This is a genomic window from Mesorhizobium sp. USDA 4775, assembly GCF_054062655.1.
This window is the reverse complement of record NZ_JBSSFM010000001.1, coordinates 2,125,216-2,149,970: the sequence shown is the minus strand read 5'-3', so window position 1 is coordinate 2,149,970 and position 24,755 is coordinate 2,125,216. Positions and strand designations below refer to the sequence as shown.

The 24,755-nt window shown below is 61.5% G+C and carries 24 protein-coding genes and 1 pseudogene; 1 reads left to right on the top strand and 24 read right to left on the bottom strand.

The features are described from left to right. Positions 1-4: 4 nt before the first annotated feature. The 14 genes from ACVILI_RS10355 to ACVILI_RS10290 form a co-directional block, all read right to left on the bottom strand. Positions 5-985: an AraC-like ligand-binding domain-containing protein gene (locus tag ACVILI_RS10355; protein ID WP_457102431.1), complete on the bottom strand. Its 981-nt coding sequence runs from the start codon at positions 983-985 to the stop codon at positions 5-7. Positions 986-1,308: 323 nt separating this feature from the next. After that, entirely contained in the window at positions 1,309-2,277 is a 969-nt protein-coding gene (locus ACVILI_RS10350) for a cyclase family protein (RefSeq protein ID WP_038644738.1), read from the bottom strand. Positions 2,278-2,345: 68 nt separating this feature from the next. After that, positions 2,346-3,719, bottom strand: coding sequence for an amidase (locus ACVILI_RS10345; protein WP_276315418.1), 1,374 nt, complete (start codon positions 3,717-3,719; stop codon positions 2,346-2,348). A 21-nt stretch (positions 3,720-3,740) separates the two neighbouring features. Further along, entirely contained in the window at positions 3,741-4,961 is a 1,221-nt protein-coding gene (locus ACVILI_RS10340) for an ABC transporter substrate-binding protein (protein ID WP_038652146.1), read from the bottom strand. A gap of 5 nt (positions 4,962-4,966) precedes the next feature. Beyond that, on the bottom strand, positions 4,967-6,016 hold the full coding sequence (locus ACVILI_RS10335) for a CobW family GTP-binding protein (RefSeq protein WP_240564814.1): 1,050 nt from the start codon (positions 6,014-6,016) through the stop codon (positions 4,967-4,969). Then, positions 6,009-6,341: a hypothetical protein gene (locus ACVILI_RS10330; RefSeq protein WP_038644736.1), complete on the bottom strand. Its 333-nt coding sequence runs from the start codon at positions 6,339-6,341 to the stop codon at positions 6,009-6,011. The genes ACVILI_RS10335 and ACVILI_RS10330 overlap by 8 nt, the downstream gene beginning before the upstream one ends. A 42-nt stretch (positions 6,342-6,383) precedes the next feature. Beyond that, positions 6,384-7,265, bottom strand: a complete 882-nt coding sequence (locus tag ACVILI_RS10325) for a polysaccharide deacetylase family protein (protein ID WP_019860221.1) — start codon at positions 7,263-7,265, stop codon at positions 6,384-6,386. A 51-nt stretch (positions 7,266-7,316) separates the two neighbouring features. Continuing rightward, positions 7,317-8,426 carry an ABC transporter ATP-binding protein gene (locus tag ACVILI_RS10320; RefSeq protein WP_019860222.1) on the bottom strand — a complete coding sequence of 370 codons (1,110 nt, stop codon included), beginning with the start codon at positions 8,424-8,426 and terminating at the stop codon, positions 7,317-7,319. A gap of 65 nt (positions 8,427-8,491) precedes the next feature. After that, complete coding sequence (locus ACVILI_RS10315) at positions 8,492-9,727, bottom strand: ABC transporter substrate-binding protein (protein ID WP_027047212.1); 1,236 nt, start codon at positions 9,725-9,727, stop codon at positions 8,492-8,494. A 117-nt stretch (positions 9,728-9,844) separates the two neighbouring features. Further along, entirely contained in the window at positions 9,845-10,618 is a 774-nt protein-coding gene (locus ACVILI_RS10310; RefSeq protein WP_038652143.1) for an SDR family NAD(P)-dependent oxidoreductase, read from the bottom strand. Positions 10,619-10,635: 17 nt separating this feature from the next. Beyond that, complete coding sequence (locus ACVILI_RS10305) at positions 10,636-11,382, bottom strand: SDR family NAD(P)-dependent oxidoreductase (protein WP_148307344.1); 747 nt, start codon at positions 11,380-11,382, stop codon at positions 10,636-10,638. Beyond that, positions 11,379-12,224 (bottom strand): ABC transporter permease, encoded by an 846-nt coding sequence (locus tag ACVILI_RS10300; protein ID WP_019860226.1) that lies wholly within the window; start codon positions 12,222-12,224, stop codon positions 11,379-11,381. The genes ACVILI_RS10305 and ACVILI_RS10300 overlap by 4 nt, the downstream gene beginning before the upstream one ends. Positions 12,225-12,226: 2 nt before the next feature. Further along, complete coding sequence (locus ACVILI_RS10295) at positions 12,227-13,126, bottom strand: ABC transporter permease (RefSeq protein WP_019860227.1); 900 nt, start codon at positions 13,124-13,126, stop codon at positions 12,227-12,229. 47 nt (positions 13,127-13,173) lie between these two features. Next, on the bottom strand, positions 13,174-14,250 hold the full coding sequence (locus ACVILI_RS10290; protein WP_038644734.1) for an ABC transporter ATP-binding protein: 1,077 nt from the start codon (positions 14,248-14,250) through the stop codon (positions 13,174-13,176). A gap of 631 nt (positions 14,251-14,881) precedes the next feature. Between ACVILI_RS10290 and ACVILI_RS10285 the strand changes: the two genes are divergently transcribed. Then, positions 14,882-15,889 carry a GntR family transcriptional regulator gene (locus tag ACVILI_RS10285; protein WP_019860229.1) on the top strand — a complete coding sequence of 336 codons (1,008 nt, stop codon included), beginning with the start codon at positions 14,882-14,884 and terminating at the stop codon, positions 15,887-15,889. A 115-nt stretch (positions 15,890-16,004) separates the two neighbouring features. Here the strand turns inward: ACVILI_RS10285 and ACVILI_RS10280 are convergent, their stop codons facing one another. From ACVILI_RS10280 to ACVILI_RS10235, 10 genes and pseudogenes are all read right to left on the bottom strand, one after another. After that, a complete protein-coding gene (locus ACVILI_RS10280; RefSeq protein ID WP_276315424.1) occupies positions 16,005-16,934 on the bottom strand; it encodes a BKACE family enzyme in 930 nt (309 codons plus the stop codon). A gap of 47 nt (positions 16,935-16,981) precedes the next feature. After that, positions 16,982-17,995 carry a branched-chain amino acid ABC transporter permease gene (locus ACVILI_RS10275; RefSeq protein ID WP_038644731.1) on the bottom strand — a complete coding sequence of 338 codons (1,014 nt, stop codon included), beginning with the start codon at positions 17,993-17,995 and terminating at the stop codon, positions 16,982-16,984. After that, on the bottom strand, positions 17,995-18,858 hold the full coding sequence (locus ACVILI_RS10270; protein WP_457102430.1) for a branched-chain amino acid ABC transporter permease: 864 nt from the start codon (positions 18,856-18,858) through the stop codon (positions 17,995-17,997). Before ACVILI_RS10270 ends, ACVILI_RS10275 begins: the two co-directional genes overlap by 1 nt. Further along, positions 18,858-19,568, bottom strand: a complete 711-nt coding sequence (locus ACVILI_RS10265) for an ABC transporter ATP-binding protein (RefSeq protein ID WP_038644727.1) — start codon at positions 19,566-19,568, stop codon at positions 18,858-18,860. The genes ACVILI_RS10270 and ACVILI_RS10265 overlap by 1 nt, the downstream gene beginning before the upstream one ends. Then, positions 19,561-20,295, bottom strand: coding sequence for an ABC transporter ATP-binding protein (locus ACVILI_RS10260; protein ID WP_038644725.1), 735 nt, complete (start codon positions 20,293-20,295; stop codon positions 19,561-19,563). The genes ACVILI_RS10265 and ACVILI_RS10260 overlap by 8 nt, the downstream gene beginning before the upstream one ends. A gap of 62 nt (positions 20,296-20,357) precedes the next feature. Beyond that, a pseudogene (locus ACVILI_RS10255) lies at positions 20,358-21,657 on the bottom strand (ABC transporter substrate-binding protein). Continuing rightward, entirely contained in the window at positions 21,620-22,585 is a 966-nt protein-coding gene (locus ACVILI_RS10250; protein WP_038644723.1) for a 3-hydroxyacyl-CoA dehydrogenase family protein, read from the bottom strand. Before ACVILI_RS10250 ends, ACVILI_RS10255 begins: the two are co-directional and overlap by 38 nt. A gap of 3 nt (positions 22,586-22,588) precedes the next feature. Then, positions 22,589-23,389: an SDR family NAD(P)-dependent oxidoreductase gene (locus ACVILI_RS10245; protein ID WP_019860239.1), complete on the bottom strand. Its 801-nt coding sequence runs from the start codon at positions 23,387-23,389 to the stop codon at positions 22,589-22,591. A gap of 92 nt (positions 23,390-23,481) precedes the next feature. After that, positions 23,482-23,832, bottom strand: a complete 351-nt coding sequence (locus ACVILI_RS10240; protein ID WP_019860240.1) for a cupin domain-containing protein — start codon at positions 23,830-23,832, stop codon at positions 23,482-23,484. Next, positions 23,832-24,671: a cyclase family protein gene (locus ACVILI_RS10235; RefSeq protein ID WP_032921299.1), complete on the bottom strand. Its 840-nt coding sequence runs from the start codon at positions 24,669-24,671 to the stop codon at positions 23,832-23,834. Before ACVILI_RS10235 ends, ACVILI_RS10240 begins: the two co-directional genes overlap by 1 nt. Positions 24,672-24,755: the final 84 nt, after the last annotated feature.

Genomic DNA, 24,755 nt, shown 5'->3' with positions numbered 1-24,755 from the left:
GGGTCTAGTGGCGCGCTCTCGAGGCCGAAGGGCGGCCTGCCCGGTTCGCCGCTTCGCGACGGGTATCGGTCGGTGCGCAGCCGAACCGCGTCCGGTAGTGCTTGCAGAACTGAGACTGGTCAGCGAAACCCCAGCGGTAAGCGATCTCGGCAACGCTGCTGGTGTTGGTCACCGACATCAGCTCCTCGGCGCAAAGTTCAAGCCGGGCGTCGCGGATGAAGCCGTTGATCGACTGGTTGCTGTCCTGAAAAAGAACCTGCAGGTAACGCAGGGAGATGCCGCAGGCATCAGCCACCGCCTGCGGGCCGAGGCCGAAATTCTTCAGGTTGTCACGAATATACTGCTCGGCGCGATGCAAATGTCCGGCCCGGATCGACGAGATGCTGCTGTCCAGCACGCGATCGTCGCTCACGATCGACAGACACAGCATTTCCAGGATGTGCCTGCCCATCATCTCACGAGCGGCTTCAGTGATCTCATCGACATGGCCGATCGTGGTGCGCACCGTGTCGAGGAAGAGCGCGGCGATGCCTTGGGTCGCATCGAAACTGAGCGCACTGAGCCGTTCGGCGGATCCGATCCGCGCCCGAACACTCGATGACGGCACCTTCAGGACCCACAGCGCGTTTGGCTTGCCATGCCAGAATTCGTAAGGCGCATCTCCCCTTTCAACGAGGAAGCCCCCCGGACCGCAATTGACGGTTCTCGACCCTTGCGAGAAATTCACCTCCGACATCTCCGGGATGGTGATGAGCAGGCCGGCGTCACGCTCGTTGAGGAAGTGGCGGCGATGGCGACGATAGCTTACGGCATCGCAGCGCATTTTAGACACGCTGACGAGCCCGAGGGAGAAGGTTTCCAGCGTACCTGAAAATTCGCGACGGTTCCGATACTCGGTGTCGAGCGGAAAATAGGCTTCGGTAACAGCGGCTTGCCAGGCATCACCACCTGCGGGACCGCCGATCGTATCGACGACGTATTTCATTCCCCGACCTTTCTGGTTGGCCCGGTTATCCCGGTGTTTTTCCGAAGATTACAGGAATCTGCCAGCGCGTATTGGTCAAAAACGAATAAACTTATGTGGCCGTTTGGTGGTTGGCTTGCGTTCCCATGCCTGCGCGAGGTTCGAGTTCCCTTGAAGCAGTCACTGTTTCATGAAACGGTGACTGCTCCAACTCTTTGTTTTGACGCAATCCCGGACGAAAAACCGTTCACACTTTTCCTGGAATTGCTCTGGCCTGTTGCTGTCGATCGAGCGGCCGCTAACATTTGCTTGCAAGCGCGCGGCTTCGTGGGCGTGCGCGCAATTTATCGAAGCGGCATCGCCACCGGCCGCATCGGCGTTCCCGTGGCGCCGCGCAGCTTGATGCAGGCACCAAAAAAGGCAAACTCATAGACCTTTTCCGCCGCCAGCTCCTCCAGCTGGGCCATTTCCAAAATAGGGACGCCGGCTTCGGCCAGGAGATAGGTGTGAACGGGGAAGAAATTCTCCGGATGTGCCGAAGGTGTCTGTTCCAGCGTCAGATTGTCGGCACCGATCATGATCACGCCGTGCTTGGCGAGATACTCGGCGCCTTCGCGATTAAGCCCCGGCGTGTTGCTGGCGAACGCCTTGTCGGGCCACAGCAGCATTTGGCCCGTACGAAGCAGGACGACATCACCAGGCTTGATCGACAGGCCCTGCTTCTTCAGGCAGCCCTCGATATCGGCCCTGCCGATCGGATGGCTCGGCGGCAACGTATCGACGCCGTGCAGAGCCGCGACATCCAGCAGAATGCCACGTGCAAAAATCGGCGGATATTTTTCCGGTCCGCATTTTTGCCAGGCGCGGCTGCCGAGATGGTCCCGCGCGGTAAAGCCGTTGAATATCTCACCATTGTAGCCGAAATGGTTGAAGGTATCGATGTGGGTCCCGCAATGGGTGTACATCGATATCGCATCGCCGGAATAACCGACGAGCTTGTTGGCTTCGGGGGTAACGCCCATGGCGTTGGCAACGATCTCACCCTGCGGCGTGTGCGTCATCCAGATCTGATATGGCTGATCGCCGGCACCAAACCAGCCGGGCATGCCGATGAAATGATCCACCGACAGATCGAACACCTTGGATGGATCGGTGCGGCTCATGATGGCCGAGCGGGACTCGGCATCGATGAGGTTCAGCATGCCGATCTCGTCGTCGCTGCCGTAGGGGCTCTTGGTGACCTTATGGAATTCGGCGTTGTAGGCAATAATTCTGCTCTTCATCGCCTCGTCGACGTAACACGCCATGCACATTGCCGTTCTCCTTGTTCTTCAGGTGGAAAACCCGACCAAAGGCTTGCCTATTCATCTGGACGGCAGCGCTATTCGCCGCGAATGACCGCTTCGGCACAAAGTGCCGCCGACAGCAGTTGCTCATCGCGCGCCGGCAGCGCCGACAGCAGGAAGCCGACAGGCATGCCGGCCTCGCCCATGCCGCAAGGTATGGAAACGCCGCACCAGTCCAGGAAATTGCCGAGCAGCGTATTGCGTAGCGTGCGCATATTGGTTTTGACGAATAGCTCGTCATCGGTTTTCAACGGCTCCATCGGCGGGGCCACGTGCGCGACGGTCGGGAAGGCGATCAGCGCTCCGGCATCCACGAGTCCAGCGACCTCCCCGATCAGCCGGGTGCGCGAAGTGATGATTTTCAGATAGTCGACAAGGGTAATCTTCGCGCCGAGCCGCGTGCGGGTCACCACGCGCGGATCCATGTCGGCTGCCTCAGGGCCGGCAAGCCGTTGCTGATGCAGGGCATAGGCTTCCGCCGTCACCAGCGCGCCATGCTTGGCCGTCAGGTCCAGAATCTCATCGAACGCGGGAATGGCAAACCGCACGATTTTGACGCCTGCCTTGGCAAGGCGGGCGGTTGCGGCCTCGAACGCGTCCGACACGCCGGACTGGACATCGTCGAACACCACATTCTGCGGGATCACGATGGTCAGTCCCTGGAGGGTGCCTCGGCCTATCGAGGGTGCCGACAAGCCGCGCATGGCGGCATCGATCCAGACGGCATCCTGTACCGTGCGGCAGAGCGGCCCCAGCGCATCAAGGCTCAGCGCCAGCGGAAAGACGCCACGCATCGAGTAGCGCCCGCGGGTGGCCTTGTATCCGACAATCCCGTTGAAAGCGGCCGGGATGCGCACGGAGCCGCCGGTGTCGGTTCCGATCGAGACCGGAACCAGACCGGCCGCGACAGCAACGCCAGAGCCCGACGAGGAGCCGCCCGGAATGCGCGGCACATCCGTACTTCTGGGGTTTTTCGGTGTGCCGTAATGGGGATTGATACCGAGCCCCGAAAACGCAAACTCGCTCATGTTGACGCGGCCGATGGCAACCATGCCCGCGGCTTTCAAATGCGAAACCACATCGGCATCGTCGAGGGCCGGCGCAGTATGGGCAAGAACCTTGGAGCCCGCCGTCGTCGCCAGACCGGTGATGTCGAACAGGTCCTTCCAGGCAACCGGAATGCCATCGAGAAGGCCAAGTGAACGGCCATCCCTGATCCGGCGTGAGGCAGCACCCGCCTCGCTCATTGCCCGGTCGCGCAACAGGCTGATGAAAACAGCCGGATCGGCATGAGCGGCAATTGCGTCGAACGTCGCCTCGGCCACTTCGACCGGGTCCACCGCACCGGACTGGATCATCACCGAGAGTTGGGCAACAGACAGGGAATTGAGTTTTTGTGTAATGACCATGCTTCCTTTTTTGAGGCGCGCTCAGGCCGCGACAAATTGCATCCAGCGGCGCACGAGATAATTGTGTTCGTCCATGGTGGTGTTCCAGACGGCAATGGAATTGGCACGCTGCCAGTAGGAGCCGCCGCTTCTGACCGCTCCCGCCTTGACCCGAAGCAATCCATCCGGTCCCGGAAGATCGTTCGCCGCCGGCAGCCCCTGGTACCAGTAGTCCCACTCGGCGGGCGTCATGTGTGCCCGGGATCGTTCCGGCGTCGACATGTAGTAGCCCTGGCGCGCGACCACGGCGCCCGGCCATCCTGACAGCCACCAGTTCAGATATTCGTAGGCCGCGTCCAGCATGCGTCCGTTCAGCCGCTTGGACAGGCATAGCCCGCCATGCCACGCGCGGTAGCCTTCCACCGGATTTGCCAGCTCCACGGGAACGCCGCGCAGATCCAGCTTGCTGATGCCGAGCGACCACATGCTTTCGATCACGGCGTCGCCGCAGGTCATCAGGTCTGCGGCATCTTCGGCAGACCTCCAGAACCCCTTGAAAAATCCGGATTTCTTGCGTGCCTCCAGAATATCCATCAGCTTGTCGATCTCCTCGACCGACATGTTGCCGAGATTTTTGAATGTCATCAGGCCCGCCGCCTGGGCTGCCAGCGCCGCGTCGAAAATGCCGATCGCCGGCTCGTTGACCAGCGCCGCGTGTCCGTGAAACTCCTCGTTGAGCAGCGCTGCCCACGAGTTCATTCGCGCGGAGTTTTTCCTTACGACCTCGGGACTGTAGGCGAAGCTGTCGAAATTGTGGGTCGTCGGCAGCATGGAAATCCAGCGCGACGGCTTTTCGTCCAAGGCAAGGTTCGGTTGTACGAAAAGCTTGGTGACCGGCGCATCGCCCTGGCCGATCCGCGCGTTCGGACCGATGCGCCCCGTCTTGGTCAGATCGGTGATTTCATCCCAAAGACCGATGCGGTCGATATCGATCGGCTGCACCGCGCGCCAGTACCAGACGATATCGAGATTGTGAAAACACTGGTCGTAAATATCATAGGTGTCCGGCTCCAGCGCCGCCTTGTGCTGCGCCGTCATGAAATCCTGATTGTCGAATTCGATGTCCATGCCGAGATCGCGCTCGGCGCCGAGCCGCAGTTCCTCCAGCAGGGAAATGGCGGTGCCGAGAATGCGAAGCTTCGGCCGACCCTCTGTGTGAACCGCTGGCGACGAAAGCGCCGATGGCTTGTGATGCTTGGTCATGGCCTCTACGCGGTCTCGGTGATGTTGGCTGCGGGTTGTGGCAGCCCGAGCCGATTGAAGGCTGAAAAGGAGCGTCGGATCAAATCGGCATCCAGTCCGTCAACAATGAAAACGATGCGGGAGCGGCGATCATCGGATGGCCATCCCGTCATGTGAACAGGGGGATGGACGAGATGCTGGACGCCGTGAATGGCGACGGGGTTGTCCTCTCCCTCGATGTTGAGGATGCCCTTGACCCGCAGAACCTTGTCGCCGTGCCTGTTGAGCAGCATGGTCAACCACAGTCCGAAAGCGGTCCAGTCGATACGCGCGTCGATGGTCATGACGAAGGAATGCACCGGCTTTTGATGGGCGCTGCCGGCTTCGCCAATGACGGACACCGGCTCCTCGCAATAAAAGCCGCTCCTTGCAGGCGCGCCCTCACCCGAACCCGATGCCCCGCTCAACAGACGATCGATATCGAAGTGATCGCCATGCGCATCGACAAAGGGAGCATCCGGATTGATCCGGCGCACGCGCTGCATAAGCCGGGCAATCGCCGGCTCGTCGGTCAGGTCGGTCTTGGTCAAAACGATCGCATCGGCGATTGCCGCCTGCCGCACCGATTCGCCATGGGTTTCGAGCTGTGCCAGGCCATTGACTGCATCAAGCGTGGTGATCACATTCGCCGCCTTGAAATGATGGCGCAGCACAGGATCGGATTTGAGGGTGGACAAAACCGGGAACGGATCGGCAAGCCCGGTGCTCTCCATGATCAGCCGCCGGAAGGGCGGCACGATGCCGCGCTCGCGCTTGGACTGCAGGTCGCGCATCGCCTGCGCCAGTTCGCCCCGGATGGTGCAGCACACGCAGCCTGATTGCAGCAGCACCATGGTGTCATCGATCCGCTCCAGCAGATGATGGTCAAGACCGACTTCACCGAACTCGTTGATCAGCACCGCTGTATCGGACAGGGCCGGATCCTGCAGCAGACGGTGCAGCAGCGTAGTCTTGCCGGAACCCAGAAACCCGGTCAGCAGATTGACCGGCGTGAAGGCGGGGAAGGCATCAGGCATCGCCGCCGCCCTCCAGCCTCTCGATCAGAGCATCAGACAGCGGATCGCAGACGCGGCCGGATATCTTTTCCGCCAGCGGCCACAGATGTCCAAGATCCTCGACCATCTCCGTCTTGCCCGTGCGGGTCGACAGAAGGAACGAGCTGCCCTGCCAGTCCGACAGGGTCATGCCGAACTCGGTGAGAATACGGCTGGCGATACGGACGCGCTTCGCCCTCTCCCGGCGGCGGTCGACACGCTCGGTGTTGCGCGTGAACACGCCCGGACGTGCAACCGCATCGGTCCAATGCTCATTGCTTCCGAGAATTCCGCACAGCGAACACATGACAAAGACCTCAGGACGGACAAGGCGCTGGCACTATCGGCCTTATTTCCGACGCGGAAAGCGCTTGGCGAAATCATCGGCGATCTCGTTCATCGTAACGAATTTGACGCCGGGATGACTGCTTATATGGGCATAGAGCCGTTCCAGCATCATCAGGACCTGTGGCCTGCCGGCGACATCGGGATGGATGGTGATCGGGAAGACCGCGTAGTCCATTTCGCGATAGACCCAGTCGAACTGCGCCTTCCACATGTCCTCGATATCGCGCGGATTGACGAAGCCATGACTGTTGGGTGACTTCTTGATGAACATCATCGGCGGCAGATCGTCGAGATACCAGGATGCCGGGATTTCGATCAGGTCCGTTTCATGGCCGCGCTTCAGCGGCACCATCCAGTCGGCGGGCTTTTTGGAATAGTCGATCTTGGTCCAGCTGTCGCCGACACGCACGTAATACGGTGTGAAATCATTGTGCATCAGCGAGTGATCGTACTTGATGCCGCGCTCCAGCAGCAGTTCGTTGGTGACGGTGGAAAACTCCCACCATGGCGCCACATAGCCGGTCGGGCGTTTGCCGGACAGTTTCGTCACCAGTTCGATGCACTTGTCGAGGACCTCGATCTCCTGTTCGCGTGTCATCGCGATCGGGTTTTCGTGGGTGTAGCCGTGGATACCGATTTCATGGCCTGCGTCCGCCACGGCCTGCATCTGTTCCGGGAACGTCTCGATCGAGTGACCGGGAATGAACCATGTGGTCTTGATGCCGAACCGTTCGAACAGTTTTAAAAGGCGCATGCTGCCGACTTCGCCGGCAAACAGGCCGCGTGAAATATCGTCTGGCGAATCCTCGCCGCCATAAGACCCGAGCCAACCGGCCACTGCATCGACATCGATGCCAAAGCTGCACAGAATTTCCTTAGCCACGTCATTTTCTCCTTGAGGTTTTCCGGTCCATTTTATGGGCTCGATGGTCTTTCAGGTCGCCGGGATGACTGTTGCCTGACCCGGGTTCCAGGCAAGCAGGATGTCCGACCCCTCGGGAAAGACGCCAGGCGGATACTTGTCGATATGGGCCTCGAGCGCGATCGCCCGCCCATCCGGCAACTCGACCGAAAGATGGGAAATGTGGCCGACGACATCGAAGCGGCTGACTTTGGCGTCGATGACATTGCCGCCAGACTGCCTGGAGATCGCAGCGCGGGTGACGCTGCTCAATGTATGAACTTCCATGGCTTCGGCCGGAATGACGACATTGACCGCGGCGCCAGGGCTCATGTCGCCATTGGCGCTGCCGGCAAGCGTTCCAAGTGGCGTGTCGACTATGGTGCGCCCGTCTTCAATGCCCCTGACCGCGCCAGTGAAGATCGTGTTGCGGCCGATAAACCGGGCAACAAACGGGGTGTTGGGACGCGTATAGAGCTGATGCGGCGGGCTGATCTGTTCGACCCGGCCCTGGTTCATCACCACGACGCGATCGGAGAGCGCCAGGGCTTCCGACTGCGCATGCGTCACGAACACGAAGGTGATGCCAAGCGTCCTTTGCAGCAGCTTCAACTCGTTCTGGATGGCTTTGCGCAGATTGGCATCGAGCGCGCCCAGCGGCTCGTCCAGAAGAAGAATATCCGGCTCGACCACCAGGCCGCGGGCGAGCGCGATGCGCTGGCGCTGGCCGCCGGAAAGCCTGTCGGTTTTTTTCTCGGCAATATCGTCCAGACCAAGCTTCGAAAGCATGCGATCGACCTTGGCGTCACGCTCGGCCTTCGCCATCCCCTTGACCTCGAGGCCATAGCCGACATTGCGGCGGACCGTCATGTGCGGGAACAAGGCGTAGTTCTGAAAGATCATTGATGTCGGGCGGTCGGCAGGCCGCATGTCGTTGATGCGAACGCCCTTGACCATCATGTCGCCGGAGGAAATGCTCTCGAACCCGGCGATCATTCGCAGAGTCGTTGTCTTGCCGCAGCCCGACGGGCCGAGGAAAGCGATGAACTCGCCCTTGCTGACGGACAGGTTGAAGTCGATCACGGCTGGCGTGCCGCTGTCGTAAACCTTGCCAATCCTGTACAGTTCGAGATCGTAAATCATCGCACTCGCTTCGCAAAAAAGGGGTGGGGCGGGCAAGCAAGGCTGATCGCCCGCCCCGTCAGATATCAGGCGCTCAGGAACTCATCCCACTTCTGCACCAGGTGATCATATTCTTCCGGCCATTGGTGCCAGTAGGCGACGTTGGCCGCGCGCGTTTCGAGTGAACCGCCGTCACGCAGATCGCCTTCCTTGATGCCGCGCTCCGTGGCGCCGACCCAAGGCTTGCCTTCATACCAGAAGGCATATTTTTCCGGCGACATGACCTCTTTGATGTTGGTCGTCGGCGAATAATAGCCCTGCTCGGAAACAATGATGCCCGGAGGACCCGACAGCCAGTAGTCGGCGTAAGCTTCGACGGCAGCCTTGTTCGGCGTGCCCTTCAGCATGGTGTTGCCGATCGACCAGCCGCGATAGCCTTCCTTGGGAATGGCGTATTTGCACGCCTTGCCCTGTGCCTTGACAGCCATGACGGCCGGCTGCCAGGCGTCGCACACGACGATTTCGCCGGAGGCGAGGAAGTTGACGAGTTCGCCGAAATCGCCCCAAAGTGCGCGGAACTGGCCGTCCTTCTTCTTGGAAATCAGGAATTTCGCAGCTTCGTCGATCTCGGCCGCCGATGCATTGCCCGGGTTCTTCACATCCGAGAGGCCAAGCGTGTTCATCGCCATCACGGCTTGGCCGAAAGCGGTCAATGGGTCGGTGTTGAGGCCGGACTTGCCCTTCCACTTGGAATCGAAAATCGCCGTCCAGCTGTTTGCTTCTTCCTCGGAAACGATGTCGGGATTGTAGCCAACGGAATCGAAGTTGAAGACCGAAGGCACCATCCACAACGCCGTCTGTGTGTCGTCGGTCCAGATCTGTCCGACGATCTGCGCCGAGGCAGGCCACTTCGGATCGGGCTTCTTGAAGATGTCACGGATGTTCGACCAGTTCTTCAGCGCCGACGTCGCGATCGGATCGGCATTGTCGGTCATGACGACGGACGGCAGACGCTCGCCAATGGTTTCCCAGACGTCATAGTCCTTGGAGCCGGACAGGATCTTGGTCTGCGCATCCGGGAAGGTTGCCGCCGTGCCCGAGGTCGAGCCGACGCCGCTTGCCTTTTTGAAGTCGGCCAGGATGCGTTCCTGAACGGTCACCGAAAGACCGATGGTGCGCAGCTGCTCGGACGCAAGTGCTGTGCTTTGCGCATAAGCGGCGCTTGAAGACAGGAAATGCGTACCGCCTCCCATCGCAAGCGCCATGGCGCCCGCGGAACGCTTCAACAGTGAACGACGATTGATTTCTGACGAAACTGACATTGCTTTGTCTCCAGTTGTTCTTGTGTTCCCCGGAGCGTCCCCTTGTGGACACCCTGATCCGTTGCTCTGGCGAATAATTCCGAAAGGCCGTTGAGGATTTTCGGAGGACGTCGTGTGCTAGTACCGGCCCACAAGGAGGCCGCCGTCCACGACCAGCGTCTGACCGGTCATGTATCTCGCGCCGTGTGATGCAAGGAACGTGATCACGTCTGCGATTTCCTCGGGTTCGCCGATGCGCCCCATTGGAATGAAGGTGCCGGCGGCTTCGGCGCCCGCCGCGCCCAGCGAATTTTCCTCCGACAGCAACTGGGCGGTGCGGATGTAGCCAGGCGCCATGCCGTTGACGCGGATGCCGTCACGGGCGAGTTCCACGGCAAGGGCGCGCACCAGGCCGACGACGCCGGCCTTGGCGGCGGAATAGTGCACATGCTCGTCCCAGCCGTAGGACGTCCCCATGATCGAGGAGAGCGCGACGATGGCGCCGGATCTTCGTGCCTTCATTGCGGGGACCGCAGCACGCGCAACGCGGAAGATACCCTTCAGATCGATATCGAACGTCAGGTCCCACTTGTCGTCGTCAAGCGTTTCGAGCGGCGCCCTGTGGGCGATACCGGCATTGGCAACGACTACGTCGATCCGGCCCAGACGCGCCTCCACATTGGCGACCAGCGCATCGACGGCGGACGTCGAACGCACGTCCAGCGCATGGAATTCAGCCGAACCACCAGCCATCCGGATGGCCTCGACCGTGTCGTTGCCCTCGCGCTCCAGCACATCGGTGACGACGACATGGTCGCCAAGTGCCGCGAAGGCCTTGGCTGTCGCATGCCCGATGCCGATGCCAGCGCCGGTGATGAGAACAACACGGGAAGAGAGCAGCGTGTCAGTCATGATCGTCATGTCCTCGCTCACAGCATCACGTCGCCGGAATTCGGACCGAGCGTCTGTCCGACAAACAGGCTGGCCTGCGGCGACGCAAGAAAGGCAACGGTTGCCGCCACCTCCTCAGGCTCGCCGAAACGGCCAAGCGGCAGCTCGGATGCCTTGCGGGTGCGCCATTCCTGCGACAGTTCCCGAACAAGCGGTGTGTTGATGGGCCCAGGCGCAACCGCATTGACGCGCACGCCGCGGCTCGACACCTCACGGGCCAGCGACTTGGTCATGCCAATGATCGCGGATTTGGCGGCCGCGTAATGCGAAAGCTCGATACCCCCGACCTGGCCAAGCTGCGACGCGACATTGATGACGGCGCCCTTGCCGGCCTTCAGCATCGCCGGCAGAACCATCTTCGTCATCAGGAAGGTTCCGCGGACATGCACCGCAAACATCCGGTCGAAATCCGCTATTTCGAGATTTTCAAACAGCGACTGATGCACGATGCCGGCATTGTTGATCAGCAGGTCGGTGTCGCCGAAGGCCGCCACGGCCGCCGCATGGATGGCCCTTGCGTCCACTTCGGATGAGACGTCGCCGGCGGCAGCGACAGCCTTTGCGCCAGAGACGGCAATCTCCGAAACCACCGCTTGGGCGCGCCCGAGATCGAGGTCGTTGACCAGTACGGCGTAGCCATCGGCGGCGAGCCGGATGGCTATTGCCCTGCCAATCCCGGAACCGGCGCCGGTTACGATTGTGCTCGCTGTCTCGCCGGGCATCATGCCTCCTCCTGGATGGCGACCCGGCGGGCACGGCGGATCGACAGCATCATCAGCGCCGCATAGGTCCCGAGCAGTGCGAAGGAGAACAGCGTCGTCAGCACACCGAACGCAAAGACGTTCGGATGGACCTCCACCGAGAACGTTCCGTAGATTGCGAGTGGCAACGTCAGGTCACGGCCCGACGCAAACAGGGTGCGCGAAAACTCGTCGTAGGACAGCGTAAAGGCGAACAGCATGGCCGAGAGGACGCCCGGAAAGATCAGCGGAAACGTCACTTTGCGGAACGTTTTCACCGGCGACACGCCAAGCGACCAGGAGGCCTCCTCGACGTTCTGGTCGAAGCGGTTGAGGATTGCCAGCATCACCAGGAACGCGAAGGGATAGGTGTAGACGACGTGTAGCACGAAGGTCGTCCCCCACCAGTGCCGGTCGATACCCAGTGCATTGGCGATCAGCGCCATGCCGAGCCCGACCAGCACACCGGGCACCATCATGCCGAGCACGATCAGGTAGAAAGCAAAACCGGAGCCGGTGAATTTCTTGCGGAATGCCTGTGCCGAGGTGACCCCGAGAACGGTCGAGACGATCATCGTCATCACCGCCAGGACGAGCGAGCGTACGAGCGCCTCCTCGATCGGCAACGGCGCGATGCGCGTCGGCGGCGTCATGCCAAACAGATGCTTGTACCAATAGACCGACCATTCGATGATCGGAAATTGCGGACCGCCTTCCGGTCCTGTCTGGAAGGACAGGATCGCGAGAACCACCATCGGACCGTAAAGGAACACGAGGAACAGTGTCGTGTAGATGCCAAGAACCAGCTTCGTGCCGCTTGCCTGCATGATCAGAGCTCCTTCCTGAGATCGACCACACGCAGCAGCGCAGCCACGACGATGCCCATCAGGATGGTCAGGATCACACCCGCGACCGCCGCGAAGGCCCATTTCAGCGACCCGACCTGCGTCACGATGATGTTGCCCAGGAGATTGACCTTGCGGCCGGACAAGGCCGCGGACGTCGCGAATTCGCCAAGCACCATCACGGACACGAAGATCGCGCCGACCACGACGCCTGGCATCGACAACGGCAGGATGATGGTGCGGAAAATCCGCCAGAAGCCGGCACCGAGGTCCTGCGCGGCTTCAATGACGCTTTGGTCGATGCGGCCCATCATGAAGGCGATCGGCCCGACCATGAACACGCAATAGATCTGCGTCATGCCGATAATGACCGACAGCTCGGAAAACAGCAGCACCTCGATCGGCTTGTTGATGAGCCCGACACCCTGAAGAATGAGGTTGATTGCGCCCTCCTTGCCGAGCATCGGACGCCAGGCAAGAACGCGGATCAGAAACGACGTCCAGAACGGAATGACACAGAGCACCAAGAGCACCGTCTGCACGGTCTTGTTGCGCACGAACAGCCCGACGAAGAGGGCAGCCGGATAACCGACGATCAGGGTTGCCGCCAGGACGATGAGCCAGATGCGAATTGTCGTCCAAAGCGCGCTGAGATAGGTGTCGCTGGAGAAAAACATCACCCAGCTCTTGATCGTCAGCGTCGGCGTGATCGCAAATGTGGTCTGCGTCCAGAACGAGACGTAAACCATCATCAGAATTGGCACGACGAGAAAAAGAACCATCCAGATCACGCCAGGCGCAAGCAGCCACAACGTCCTGTCGGGCATTTTCCTTGCGGGCCGGTCGGCGGACGCCGGTTCAGCCGTGGCGGCAGTCATCGCCATCGTTCACAATCTCCATTCCGCAGGCAGACACAGGACCCAAGCGCGTTTCATGCATAGACAAGTGCATTCTGGCGTTTCCAGACGAGGGCGTAGCGGCCGTGCGGCACACAGGTCTGTGGCGCGGCCTGGCTGAGATGGGACTCGACCTCGATCACGCGCCCGTCATCGAGCGAGAAAAACGAATTGATGGCCGCGCCCGAATACTCGTCGGCGATGAACGTGCCCTCGATGCGGACTTCCTCCGCTGTAACAGGGGCCGCGAGCGGCCTGACGGAGATCCGATCGTAACGGATGGCATAGGCTGGTTGACCGCGCACATCGGCCTTCTGCCCCTGCAACGGAAACCTTCCCACCGGACTGATGAAATCGTCCTTCGAGAGCTGTCCCTCGAAAAGATTGTAGCAATTGAGAAATCGTGCCACGGTCGCGGACCGCGGCCGGTTGTAGACGGTGTCGGCGTCGTCAGCCTGCGCGATGCGTCCGCGATCCAGCACGAGTACGGTGTCACCCATTGCCAGTGCCTCGGTTTCGCTGCCGGTCACATGCAGAAACGTTACGCCGCAGCGCTCGCGAATCGCCCGCAGCTCGGCGCGCATGCGCGTGCGCAAATTGGCATCGAGCGCGCCAAGCGGCTCGTCCAGCAGGACCAGCGACGGCTCGGTTATCAATGTTCGGGCCAGCGCCACGCGCTGACGCTGGCCGCCTGAAATCTGCGCGACGCCTCGGTCTTCAAGACCGGTCAGACCGACCAGAGCGACGATATCCTTGACCCTGGCGCGAACGACGGCCGAATCCGTGATTGGATTCAATTCCCGGTTCTCCAGACCGAAAGCTATGTTACCCGCGACGGACAGGTGCGGGAACAGAGCGAAATTCTGGAACACGAAGCCGATGTTGCGGCGATGCGGCGGAACCGCTTCGACGCGTTCGCCCTTGAAAAGGATGCTGCCGCTATCGGGAGCCTCGAAGCCGGCAATCACGCGTAACAGGATTGTCTTGCCCGATCCACTCGGACCGAGAAGCGAGATGTAGGCATTGTCCGGCAGCGAGATATCGATGCCGTCGAGCGCCCGCAGCGCGCCGTACGCCTTTGTCACCTGAGAGAGCTGCAAAACTGCCGCCACGATTTCCCTGCCGGTTTCTCGCAAGTAAACTGTCGCTTACGTCACCGCGTGGTGACGCGGAAACGTTTCCGCGAACGGGCAAGCCGATAGCGGTTGCGCGCATGATCTGCGCGCATTGAAGCAATCCGTTTCTTGTGGTTGTGCTCATCCACCTCGTGATGCTTCTTCCGGCATCCGCTTCAAAATTTATGACATAAATGATTTTTGTATTCAATAGGCTTTTTAGCATTTCGCTATTTTGAGCGCATCGCGTCAAATGGCTCACCGGCGCTGGCGCTTGCATCGACATTTCACAAACGGCTTTCCCTTATCGAAATGATCAATAGGCTTGTAACGGAGCAACAATTTATGCCCAGGCAATGCGAAAACGCTGCCTGTTTGGTGCAAACAGAGCCTAAATTTACGGCACGAACCTCACTCTCAAGCGCAGATTCGCTGACTGCCATGGGTTCAAAGCAAGCGCCATGCCAACTATACGCGCGCCGAAAATTTTGGCGTTGCCGCTCTGGCTTTTCAGATTTTGTATGCAAAAGTCATTATTTGTCGATGTGAAACGTTCGCAAAATAGCGTACACACAGGCATCCAATTTCCTGTTCTCATCAGGGTCAAAGACGGAGAACGCCTCTCGCCATGACACGCAGCAATGCAGGCCAGAACACGCAGCGGCGCTACGAAATTGCAGAAGATGTGCTGCGCAACAATATTAAGGACGGGTTGCTTCCTCGCGGGCTGGTTCTTCTTGAAGGACCGATCGCGGAAATCCTTCAGATCTCTCGGGCTCCCGTTCAGCGCGCACTTCTACGCCTCGAAGCCGAAGGCCTTGTCCATCGCTTCAAGGGCAGAGGTTTTCTTGTCGGCCCGCAAGGTCGCGATGTCGTGCCCAACCGCACCGACATAAAGTCGCTCGGCCTTGTCGTTCTGCAGCATGCCGATGAAGCGCTTCAGAGCCGCTCGTCCTGGGAGCGCATCTACAACACGGTCGAAGCCGACGTCGCCGGCTGCGTCGTTTTCGGCAAGTATCGGATCATCGAGATAGAAATCGCCAATCACTTCAATGTCAGCCGTACGGTGGTGCGAGACGTCCTCAGCCGCCTGCAGGAACGTGGCCTCGTGCGCAAGAACCAGAGTTCCCATTGGATGGCCGGCCCCCTCACCGCCCAGACGATCAAGGATCACTTTGCGCTCCGCCGCATGCTGGAGCCGTCGTCGCTGCTGGCGGGTGCGCCGCTCATCGACCGCGACAGACTGACAAAGCTCTTCAGCCAGCTTGTGACCCTTGAGGAACTGGATACCACCGATCACCTGAAGAACATCGAGGAGCTTCAAACGCGGCTGATCGAAACCTGCATACTGACCACGGAGAACGAGCAATTGCGCGAGCTCATTCGCAACAACCTGCTTCCCGTCGGCGCGTCCGAGCGGCTGCTGCGCAAGCTCGGGCTTCCCGGTGATCCGACGGTCATCACCGAACTGCGCCTGATTGTGGAGCTTCTCATCCGCGGTGCGGTGACAGCAGCCGCCGCGATGCTGGAAACGCATCTCGACGCGGCGATGAAACGCATGATTGCCCAGATGAAAATCGTCGCGATCATTCCAGGCCCGAGTGTGACCGCCGGTTATCTGACGCGGGTCGAGTAGCCGGACTTTAACTATCTTCATGTTCACGGCGCTGAACAGCGTACCGATCACCTCATATCCTTGGTGCTCGTCTGTTCGACGGTTGGCGCGAATGCGATCCAACCGCGGCGCGGTCTCAAAAGCCAACCAGATCGCCGCCCTTCAATCCCAGTATAGCGCGGGCCTCCGCCGGGGTGGCGATCTCGTGGCCAAGTTCGGTCAGGATGGCGCGGATCTTGCGTACCTGTTCGGCGTTCGAGCCCGCAAGCTTGCCGCGGCCGATATAAAGCGAGTCTTCCAGCCCGACCCGCACCGAACCGCCGAGCATGGCGGCCTGGGTGGCGAATGGCATCTGGAAGCGGCCGGCGGCCAGCACCGACCAGCGATAGTCCGAACCGAACAGCTTGTCGGCCTTGTGCTTCATGAAGGTGAGATTGTCCATGTCGGGGCCGATGCCGCCGAGAATGCCGAAGATCATCTGGACGAAGAAAGGCGGCTTCACCAGGCCGCGATCGACGAAATGCGCCAGACTGTAGAGATGGCCGACATCGTAGCATTCATGCTCGAACCTGGTGCCGTGGCCGTCTCCGAGCAATTTCAGGATGCGCTCGATGTCGCGAAACGTGTTGCGAAAGATGAAGTCGTCAGTGCCGCGCAGATACGGTTCCTCCCACTCATACTTCCACGACGAATAGCGGTCGGCGAGCGGGTAGATGCCGAAATTCATCGAGCCCATGTTGAGCGAGCACATTTCCGGCTTGGCCAAGAGGGGAGCGGCCAGCCGCTGCTCGACGCTCATGTTGAGGCCGCCGCCGGTGGTGACGTTGATGACCGCGTCGGTCGCCTGCTTGATGCGCGGCAGGAACTGCATGAACACCGCCGGGTCCGGCGTTGGACGGCCGTCCTTCGGATCGCGTGCGTGCAGATGCAGGATCGAGGCACCTGCCTCGGCCGCTTCGATCGACTGGCGGGCAATGTCGTCCGGCGTGAAAGGCAGCGCATCCGACATGGTCGGCGTGTGGATGCCGCCGGTGACGGCACAGGTGATGATGACTTTCTTCGACAGGTCGGCCACGGGCTGGTCCTTTCCTTGCACGGGAAGCGATGATTGTTCTACTGGTCCTGAAAGGCCACGCGCCGGCGTGTGGGCACCAGCGAGAGGCCGGTCTTCTCGGCGAGGATGCCCCATAGCCCTTTCGGGGCTTTCAGCATGACGAGGATGGCGACCGCGCCGAGGATCAACAGGTAGGTGGTTCCGAGATCGGACAGGGTCTCGCGCAGCAGGAAGAACAGGATCGTGCCGACGATCGGGCCTTCGATGGTGCCGATGCCGCCAATGACAGCGATGAAGATGACATAGGCCGTCCAGTCGTTGACACTGAAGGCGGCATCCGGCGAAATGCGTAGCTTCTGCAGGAAGATGAAGGCGCCCGTCATCGAGGTCAGTCCGGCGACTGCGACATAGACGAAAAGCTTACTGCGCCAGATGTCGATGCCGAGGCTTTCAGAGGCGATCTCGCTGTCGCGAAGCGCCGTCAGCGCCAACCCCATGCGCGAGCGCAGCAGCAGGATGATGAAGGCCAACGCCGCGAGGGCGAGCGCCAGTGCCGTCCAGTAGACCAGCATTTCGCGCACGTCGCGGTTGGCCGCGATGCCGGTGACGACGCTCGCGGTGAGGCTGGTTCCAGAGCCGCCGCCGAGCACCGAGAGCTGGGCGAAACCGAGACGGAAGACTTCGGCCAGGGCCCAGGTGCCGATGGCAAAATAGGCGCCCTGCAGGCGAAACAGCAGCGGTGCGAGTGGAATGGCGATCAGTGCGCCCAGCACACCGGCAAGCAGGATCGCCAGCAACGGATGGACGCCAAGGAACATGGCGAGCGCAAACAGCGCATAGCCGCCGAAGCCGACATAGGCCTGCTGGCCGACAGAGACCAGGCCGGTATAGCCGGCAAGCAGGTTCCACAGGCTGGCCAGCGCGATGAAGGAATAGATCTCGCCAAGCAGCCGGATGTTGGCGCGACCCGCCCACCAGGGTGCCGCGACAAGGCCGACAAGAAGGACAAGGGCTGCAATCGCGGTCATCCGGCTGGTCGCGGTGGAGCGCTCGATCGAGAAACTGGCGCGCATCAGTCCATCCTCGGGAACAGGCCTTTCGGCCGCAGCGCAAGCACCAGGAAGAAGACGAGATGGCCGGCAAGGATCTGCCAGCCCGGCGAGATCTGCGCACCGATCCCCTGCGCGACGCCAAGCACGATGCCGCCGGCGAGCGTGCCCCACAGATTGCCGAGCCCGCCGATGATGACAGCCTCGAAACCAAACAGCAGCCGCGTCGGGCCGGATGACGGGTCGAAATTGGTGCGGATGGCGAGGAAGATGCCGGCGATCGCCACCACCCCGGCCGACAGCGCCATCGCCATGCCGAAGATATGGCGGCGGTCGATCATCATCAGTTGCACGATCTCGGCGTCATCGGAGGTCGCGCGGAAGGCTCGGCCGAGACTGGTCCGGTAGAAAATCCATTCGAGACCGAAAATGAGCAGCACCGACACCGCGAACATGAAGAGCGGCAGGATGCCCAGGCTCAGGCCCGGCAGCACCTGGATGCTGGCCGTTTCCAGCGAACCGGCGGCCAACCGCCGACTGTCGGCCGTAAAAGTCGCCAGCAAGCCGTTCTGCAGGATGACCGAGATGCCGAAGGTGACGAGCAGCGGCGACAAGAGATCCTTGCCGATCGTCGGGTTGAGCAGCAGGCGCTGCAGGCCGTAGCCGATCGCCGCCATCAGCGGCACGACGATAATGGCCGACGCCAGTGGGTGCAGGCCGGTCGCGTGCACCACGACCAGGGCGATATAGGCAGCGAGCACGATCAGATCGCCATGGGCAATGTTGACCAGCCGCATGACGCCGAAGATCAGCGACAGGCCGGCGGCGAACAGTGCATAGAGCCCGCCGAGCAGAACGCCCTGGACGATGGCGTTGACCCAGTCCATCAGCGATGCATCCCGAAATAGGCGGCGGTGATCGCCGCGCGGTCATGCTCCGCGGGCAGGCCCGCAAGCGATACCTTGCCCTCTTGCAGGCAGACGAATGTCTTGGCGACGCCAAGCGCACGCGAGACGTCCTGCTCGACCAGGATGATCGAGACGCCGGTGGCGGCAATTGGGGGCAAGGCGGCGTAGATATCCTTGATGACCACCGGTGCCAGCCCAAGCGAGATTTCGTCGAACAGGATGATGTCGGGATTGGCCATCAAGGCACGGCCGATGGCGACCATCTGCTGCTGGCCGCCCGACAGCGCCGTACCGGGTCTGCGCCGCCGCTCGCCAAGGATCGGAAACAGCTGGTAGACCGCGTCGAGCGTCCAGCGGCCGGGTTTGGCGCGCTCGCCGCCGATCACCAGATTCTCCTCGACGCTGAGCGAGCGGAACAAGCGGCGCCCTTCCGGCACCAGGGCGATGCCGCGCCGCGCGATACGGTCAGGCCGTTCGCCGCCGATCGGCTCGCCGCGCAGCAGCACCATGTCCGGGCTGCAGGGCACCAGCCCGGTGATCGCCTTGAGCAGAGTCGATTTTCCGGCTCCGTTGGCGCCGATAAGTGCCAGCACCTCACCGGCCCCAAGCTCGAGGTCAACACCGAACAAGGCCTGGAAATCGCCATAGAAGGCCCTGAGCCCACATATGGCGAGCAATGCTTCAGCCATGCACGGCCTCCGCGTCCAGACCCATGTAGATTTCGGCGACCTGCGGGCTGGCCATGACGGTGCGCGGGTCACCGTCGGCGATCTTCCGGCCGAAGTCGATCACCGCGATGCGGTCGACCACGGCAAGCAGGGCGTTGACGACATGCTCGATCCAGATGATCGAGACGCCAGCGGCGCGCACCTGCCGGATCGCCTCGACAAGGTCCAGGCATTCCGGTTCGGTCAGCCCACCGGCAATCTCGTCGAGCAGAAGCAGCTTGGGATCGCTTGCCAGGGCGCGGGCCATTTCCAGGCGCTTGCGTTCCAACAACGTCAACTGGCCGGCCAGCACATTCGCCTTGCGCCGGAGACCGGTAAGTTCGAGCACCTCTACCGCCCTCGCCTCGCTGTCGCGCTCCGATGCCTTGCGGCCGAAGGCAGCACCCACCAGGATGTTCTCGTAGGTCGTCATCCCGGCAAAGGGATGCGGAATCTGAAAGGAACGGGCAATGCCGCGGTGGCAGCGCCGGCGTGCCGGCATGCGGGTGACATCGGTGCCGTCGAAGTCGATCGTGCCGGCGTCGGCCAGCACGGTGCCGGCGATCAGGTTGAACAGGGTGGTCTTGCCCGCGCCGTTGGGGCCGATGATGCCCAGGGCTTCGCCCTTGGCAACCGACAGCGTGACATTGTCCGTAACCTGCAGGGCTCCGTAGCGCTTGCTGACGCCGTTGACAGCCAGGATGGGCAAAGCGAGTTTCCTTCAAATGAGTGCGGCAGCGACCGAGCCGGAGCACGGCCGCTGCCCGAAGCTTACAGAAGGACGAGTTCGCCGCCGACCGCAATTTCCGGCGCCTGGGCGTTGGTGGTGATCACCAGTTCCAGCTTGTCATCCCTGCGCTGCCATTGGCCCGCGACGAGCGGTGTCTTGGAGACGTTCTTCACCGGCCCCTTCGACCAGTCGATCGTGCCGACGATGGTCTTCAGGCTGGTGGCGCGGATCGCCTCGACGATCGCGGCCGCGTCCTCCAGATCGGCCGCGCGCTTGACCACGTCCGCCACCACTTCGAACAGCGCATGGCGAAAGCCGATCGGCTGCGTCCACGGCTTGCCTGTCGCGGCGGTGTAGCCATTGGCAAGGGCTTTCGAGGTCATGCCGTCGAGCGATGAGACGAAGGGATGGTTGGGCGACCACCATATCTCGGAGGACAAGCCGTTGCCGCGCTCGCCCCAGCGCCGCCACGGCCGAGGGGAACAGCAGAGCCTTGCCGACGGTGACGATCTTTGGCTTGAGACCTTGCTGGCCAGCCTGCGCCCAGAAGGTGCCGAAGTCCGGCGGGATCATCACGCCGGTGATGATTTCGGCATTGGCGGCCTTGAAGGCCGATATCTGTGCCGAGAAATCGTCGCTCAGCGGTTGGTAGCGGCCCGGATCGGTGAGCGCGAAACCGCCTGCCGCGAGCGGTTTGGGGAAGCCGAGCTCGGCGTCGCCCCAGGCATTGCCATCGGCATCGTTGGGGAACAGCCCGCCGACTTTCTTCTCGACGCCGGGATGGTTCCACAGCGCGGTAAAATTGGCGATGACGTCTTCCAGCCCCCAGAAGAAATGATAGGTCGACTCGAAGCCCTTGTCCGGCTTGCCGCCGCGGCCGAAGAAGTAGGGCTGCCAGGGGCAATCCGTGGTGATGCATGGCTTGCCGTTGATCTCGGCCTGGTCGGAAACCGGATTGGTCGTGTCGGGCGTCGCGGCGCCCAGCAGGATGTCGACCTCGTCCTTGAGGATCAACTGCGAAGCGACCTCGGCGGCGCGGTTCGGGTTCGACTGACTGTCGCGGACGATGATTTCGACCGCCCACGACTTGCCATTGTTCTGCAGTCCGCCGGCGAAGGCCTTGTTGATGCCGCCGACGATGTAATCGTCGGCTTCCGCGAAACCGGCAAGCGGTCCGGTCTTCGGGCTGACATAGCCGACCTTGATGGTCGGCGTGTCGGCATAGGCGCGCGTCATGCTGAGGATTGCCGGTGCGGCAAGCGCCGTCCCGGCCGCAGTCTTCAAAAAGTTGCGGCGCGTGACCTTATGCTCCGCGCCGGCTGCTTTCATCGTCTTCACCATGGTCTCCTCCCGAGCCTGTTGGCGTTGATGCGAAATTTCTCAGATAGGAAAATACCGTGCCCCGCAGCCCGCCGGCCTGTTCGTCGGTCCAGTTGCGAAACCCTTCGCCCGACTTCATGCCGAGCCTGCCCGACGCGACGAGATCGCTAAGGTAAGGCGACGGCTCAGGCGAGCGGTTCAAATGCTGGAGAACCACATTGTGGATGTCGAGCGTCAGATCGGTGCCGACGAGATCGGCATTCTCGAGCGGACCGAGCACCGCGAGCCGCCGGCCGAAACTGGCCTTGACGACCGTGTCGACGGTCTCTGCATCGGCGATGCCCTCCGCAACGATGGCGATTGCCTCGCGCCACAGCGCGTGCTGAAGCCGGTTGCCGACAAAGCCTGGAACATCCTTCCTCACATGCACCGGTGTTTTGCCTACCGACGACAAGAGGGCGATCATCGCGGCGATCGCCTCGGGTGATGTATCGGGGGATCCCACCACTTCGACCAGCGGCACCAGGAAGGGCGGATTCCACCAATGTGTACCGAGAATACGCGCGCGTGTTTCCAGCCCTTCGGCGATCTGGCCGATCGGAATGACCGATGTGTTAGAGGCAAGCAGCGCCGATTTCGGCGCCAGCCGAACCAACTCGGCAAAGATCGAGCGTTTCAGCTCAAGCTTTTCCGGCGCCGCCTCGATGACGATATCGGCAACGGCGACGGCCTCGGCGAGATCGGCGTGGCCGGACACGTTGCGTTCCGAGCCGATCCCGAAACCCAGGTCAGCGAGGTTTTTCGCGATGCGCGACTGCAGCGTATCAAGAGCCATCGCTTGCGCGTCGAAGACGCGTACGCGATGGCCGGCCCTTGCAAAGACCTGAGCGATGCCATGGCCCATGAGGCCGGCGCCGACGATCGCGATGGTTTGCTTGGCTCGGGTCATGCCTCAGCCTGCCGTATAGCCGCCATCGGCGTAAAGGGTGTGGCCGGTGTAGAAATCCGACGCCTTCGAGACCAGAAACAGCAGAGGCCCGGCCAGGTCCTGGGGCTCGCCGAGGCGGCCCTTGGGCACGCGCGCCAGAAACCCTTTGCGGACAGTTTGGGCGTTTTCCGTATCCTCGAACATCCACGCTGTCAGCGGCGAGCGGAAGACGGTCGGCGCGATGGCGTTGACTGTGATGCCGGTCGCCCCCCACTCGCAGCCGAGCGCCCTGGTGATGCCGTCGACGGCGGCCTTCGACGCGCAATAGGCGGTGTATCCGGCGGGATGGCCGAGCAGGCCGCGCGCCGAGGACATCAGCACCATCTTGCCGCCCTCGCCTTGCGCCAGCATCTGCTTGCCGGCGGCGCGCGCCATCAGCCAGGATTGCGTGACGTTGGCATCCATCACGTCCAGGAACCGGGCCGGCGCCATCTCGGTGATTTTCGCGACGTCGTTCTTGCCTGACGCAACGACGAGAATGTCGACTCGGCCGAAACGTTCGACCGTCTTCGATATGATCGCCTCGCAGGCGGCCTCATCGGACGGGCGAGCATTGATCGCTTCGACCTCGGCGCCGAGTTCACGACACGCTGCCGCCGTGTCCTCCAGGGCCTTTGCGCTGCCCGCAACAATGGCGAGTTTTGCTCCCGCTCCGGCAAGGACCTGCGAGGCCAGTGCGCCGAAGGCGCCGGATGCGCCCGTGATGATTGCAACCTTGCCGGCAATGTCGAACAGCGACAGTGGTTTCTTTAGAAAGTCGCTCATGGCTTCCCACCTCTGGTCTTCAGGTCGCTCATGGCTTCGCATTCCTGGTCTTCAGGTCGCTCATGGCTTCGCATTCCTGGTCTTCAGGTCGCTCATGGCTTCGCTCCGGGCGGATAGGGAATGACGACCAGCATCGTGCAGACATGGTTCGTGCGATTGACGATCTCGCGCACTTCGCCTGGTGCGATGGTGCAGGAATCATATTTCTGCAGGACCGTCTCGACGCCATTAGCGATCACCGTCATTTGCCCCTCGAGGACGACGTAGACTTTTTCGAACGGCGTCGAGTCCGGCCCTGCTCCACCCCACGGAAGGAATTGCGACAGGCCGACCCACTGGTTCTCCGGGCCGCCTGCCTCGAAGCCCTGGAGACGAAGCCCAACAACGTCGCGATGGTTGGGCGCCAAGTAGGGCTTTGCGTCGGCAAAGCGTTTGGCAAGCATCAGAACGCCTCGCCGGGCTCGATGCGGTATTTCTGGCCTTTGTCGATCATCGCCACCAGGCGGATAATGCAGCCATCGCCGCGGTCCCAGTTGATCGGGAAGAAGGCGAAGGTGCAGCGCTTGCCGGTGACGGCATCGAGATCGCCGCCGACATTCTCGATGCCGAGGATGCCCGCCTTGAATATCTTCTGGTGCACCGGCTCCCATTCGGGGAAGGCATCTTTCCAGTCGATGCCGCCCGACCACTGCTTGTACTCCTCCGCCAGATGCGGCAGCAGCGGACCGTTGCGCTGCGGCCCGATGGCGGTGGCCAGCGGATGGTCATTGGCCTGGGTGTCGTGCCCCACCACCTTGACGCCCTTCTCGATCATCCAGTCGGCGGCCGAGGGCACGAAGCCCGGGCAGTAGGGGAAATAATCGCCGTCTTCGTAGACCTTGTGCCAGCCGGTGTTGATGATCAGCACGTCGCCCTTGCGGATTGCCTTGCCGCAGGCCTTTTCGAGGTCGTCTGCGGTGATCTGTTCCCACTTCTTCTTCGGCAGCGACACGACGATGCCGGAGCCGAAGAAATGCGGCAGCGGCACTTCGTCGATGAAGGGGGTGCCCTGCACGACATGCGCCGGCGCGTCGATATGCGTCGTCACATGCATGGTCGTGGTGATGGTCTGCGACAGCACGCCGGACTTGGCCATGTAGTGCATGCGCTCGATGCGGACGTCGCGGAAATAGGGCCAGTTCGGGCACTGGTAGCCGAAACGATGCGACAGATTGTAGAATTCGATGCCCATCGGATTGTCCAGATTGCTCTGGAATTCGATGCCGCGAACCGTGATCGTCATGACAAAATCCTCCATCCCCCACCGAGGCAGGGCCAGGTCTGCAGATTGAAATATGGAAAGCTCCTCCCGAGTTTCCTGTACTGC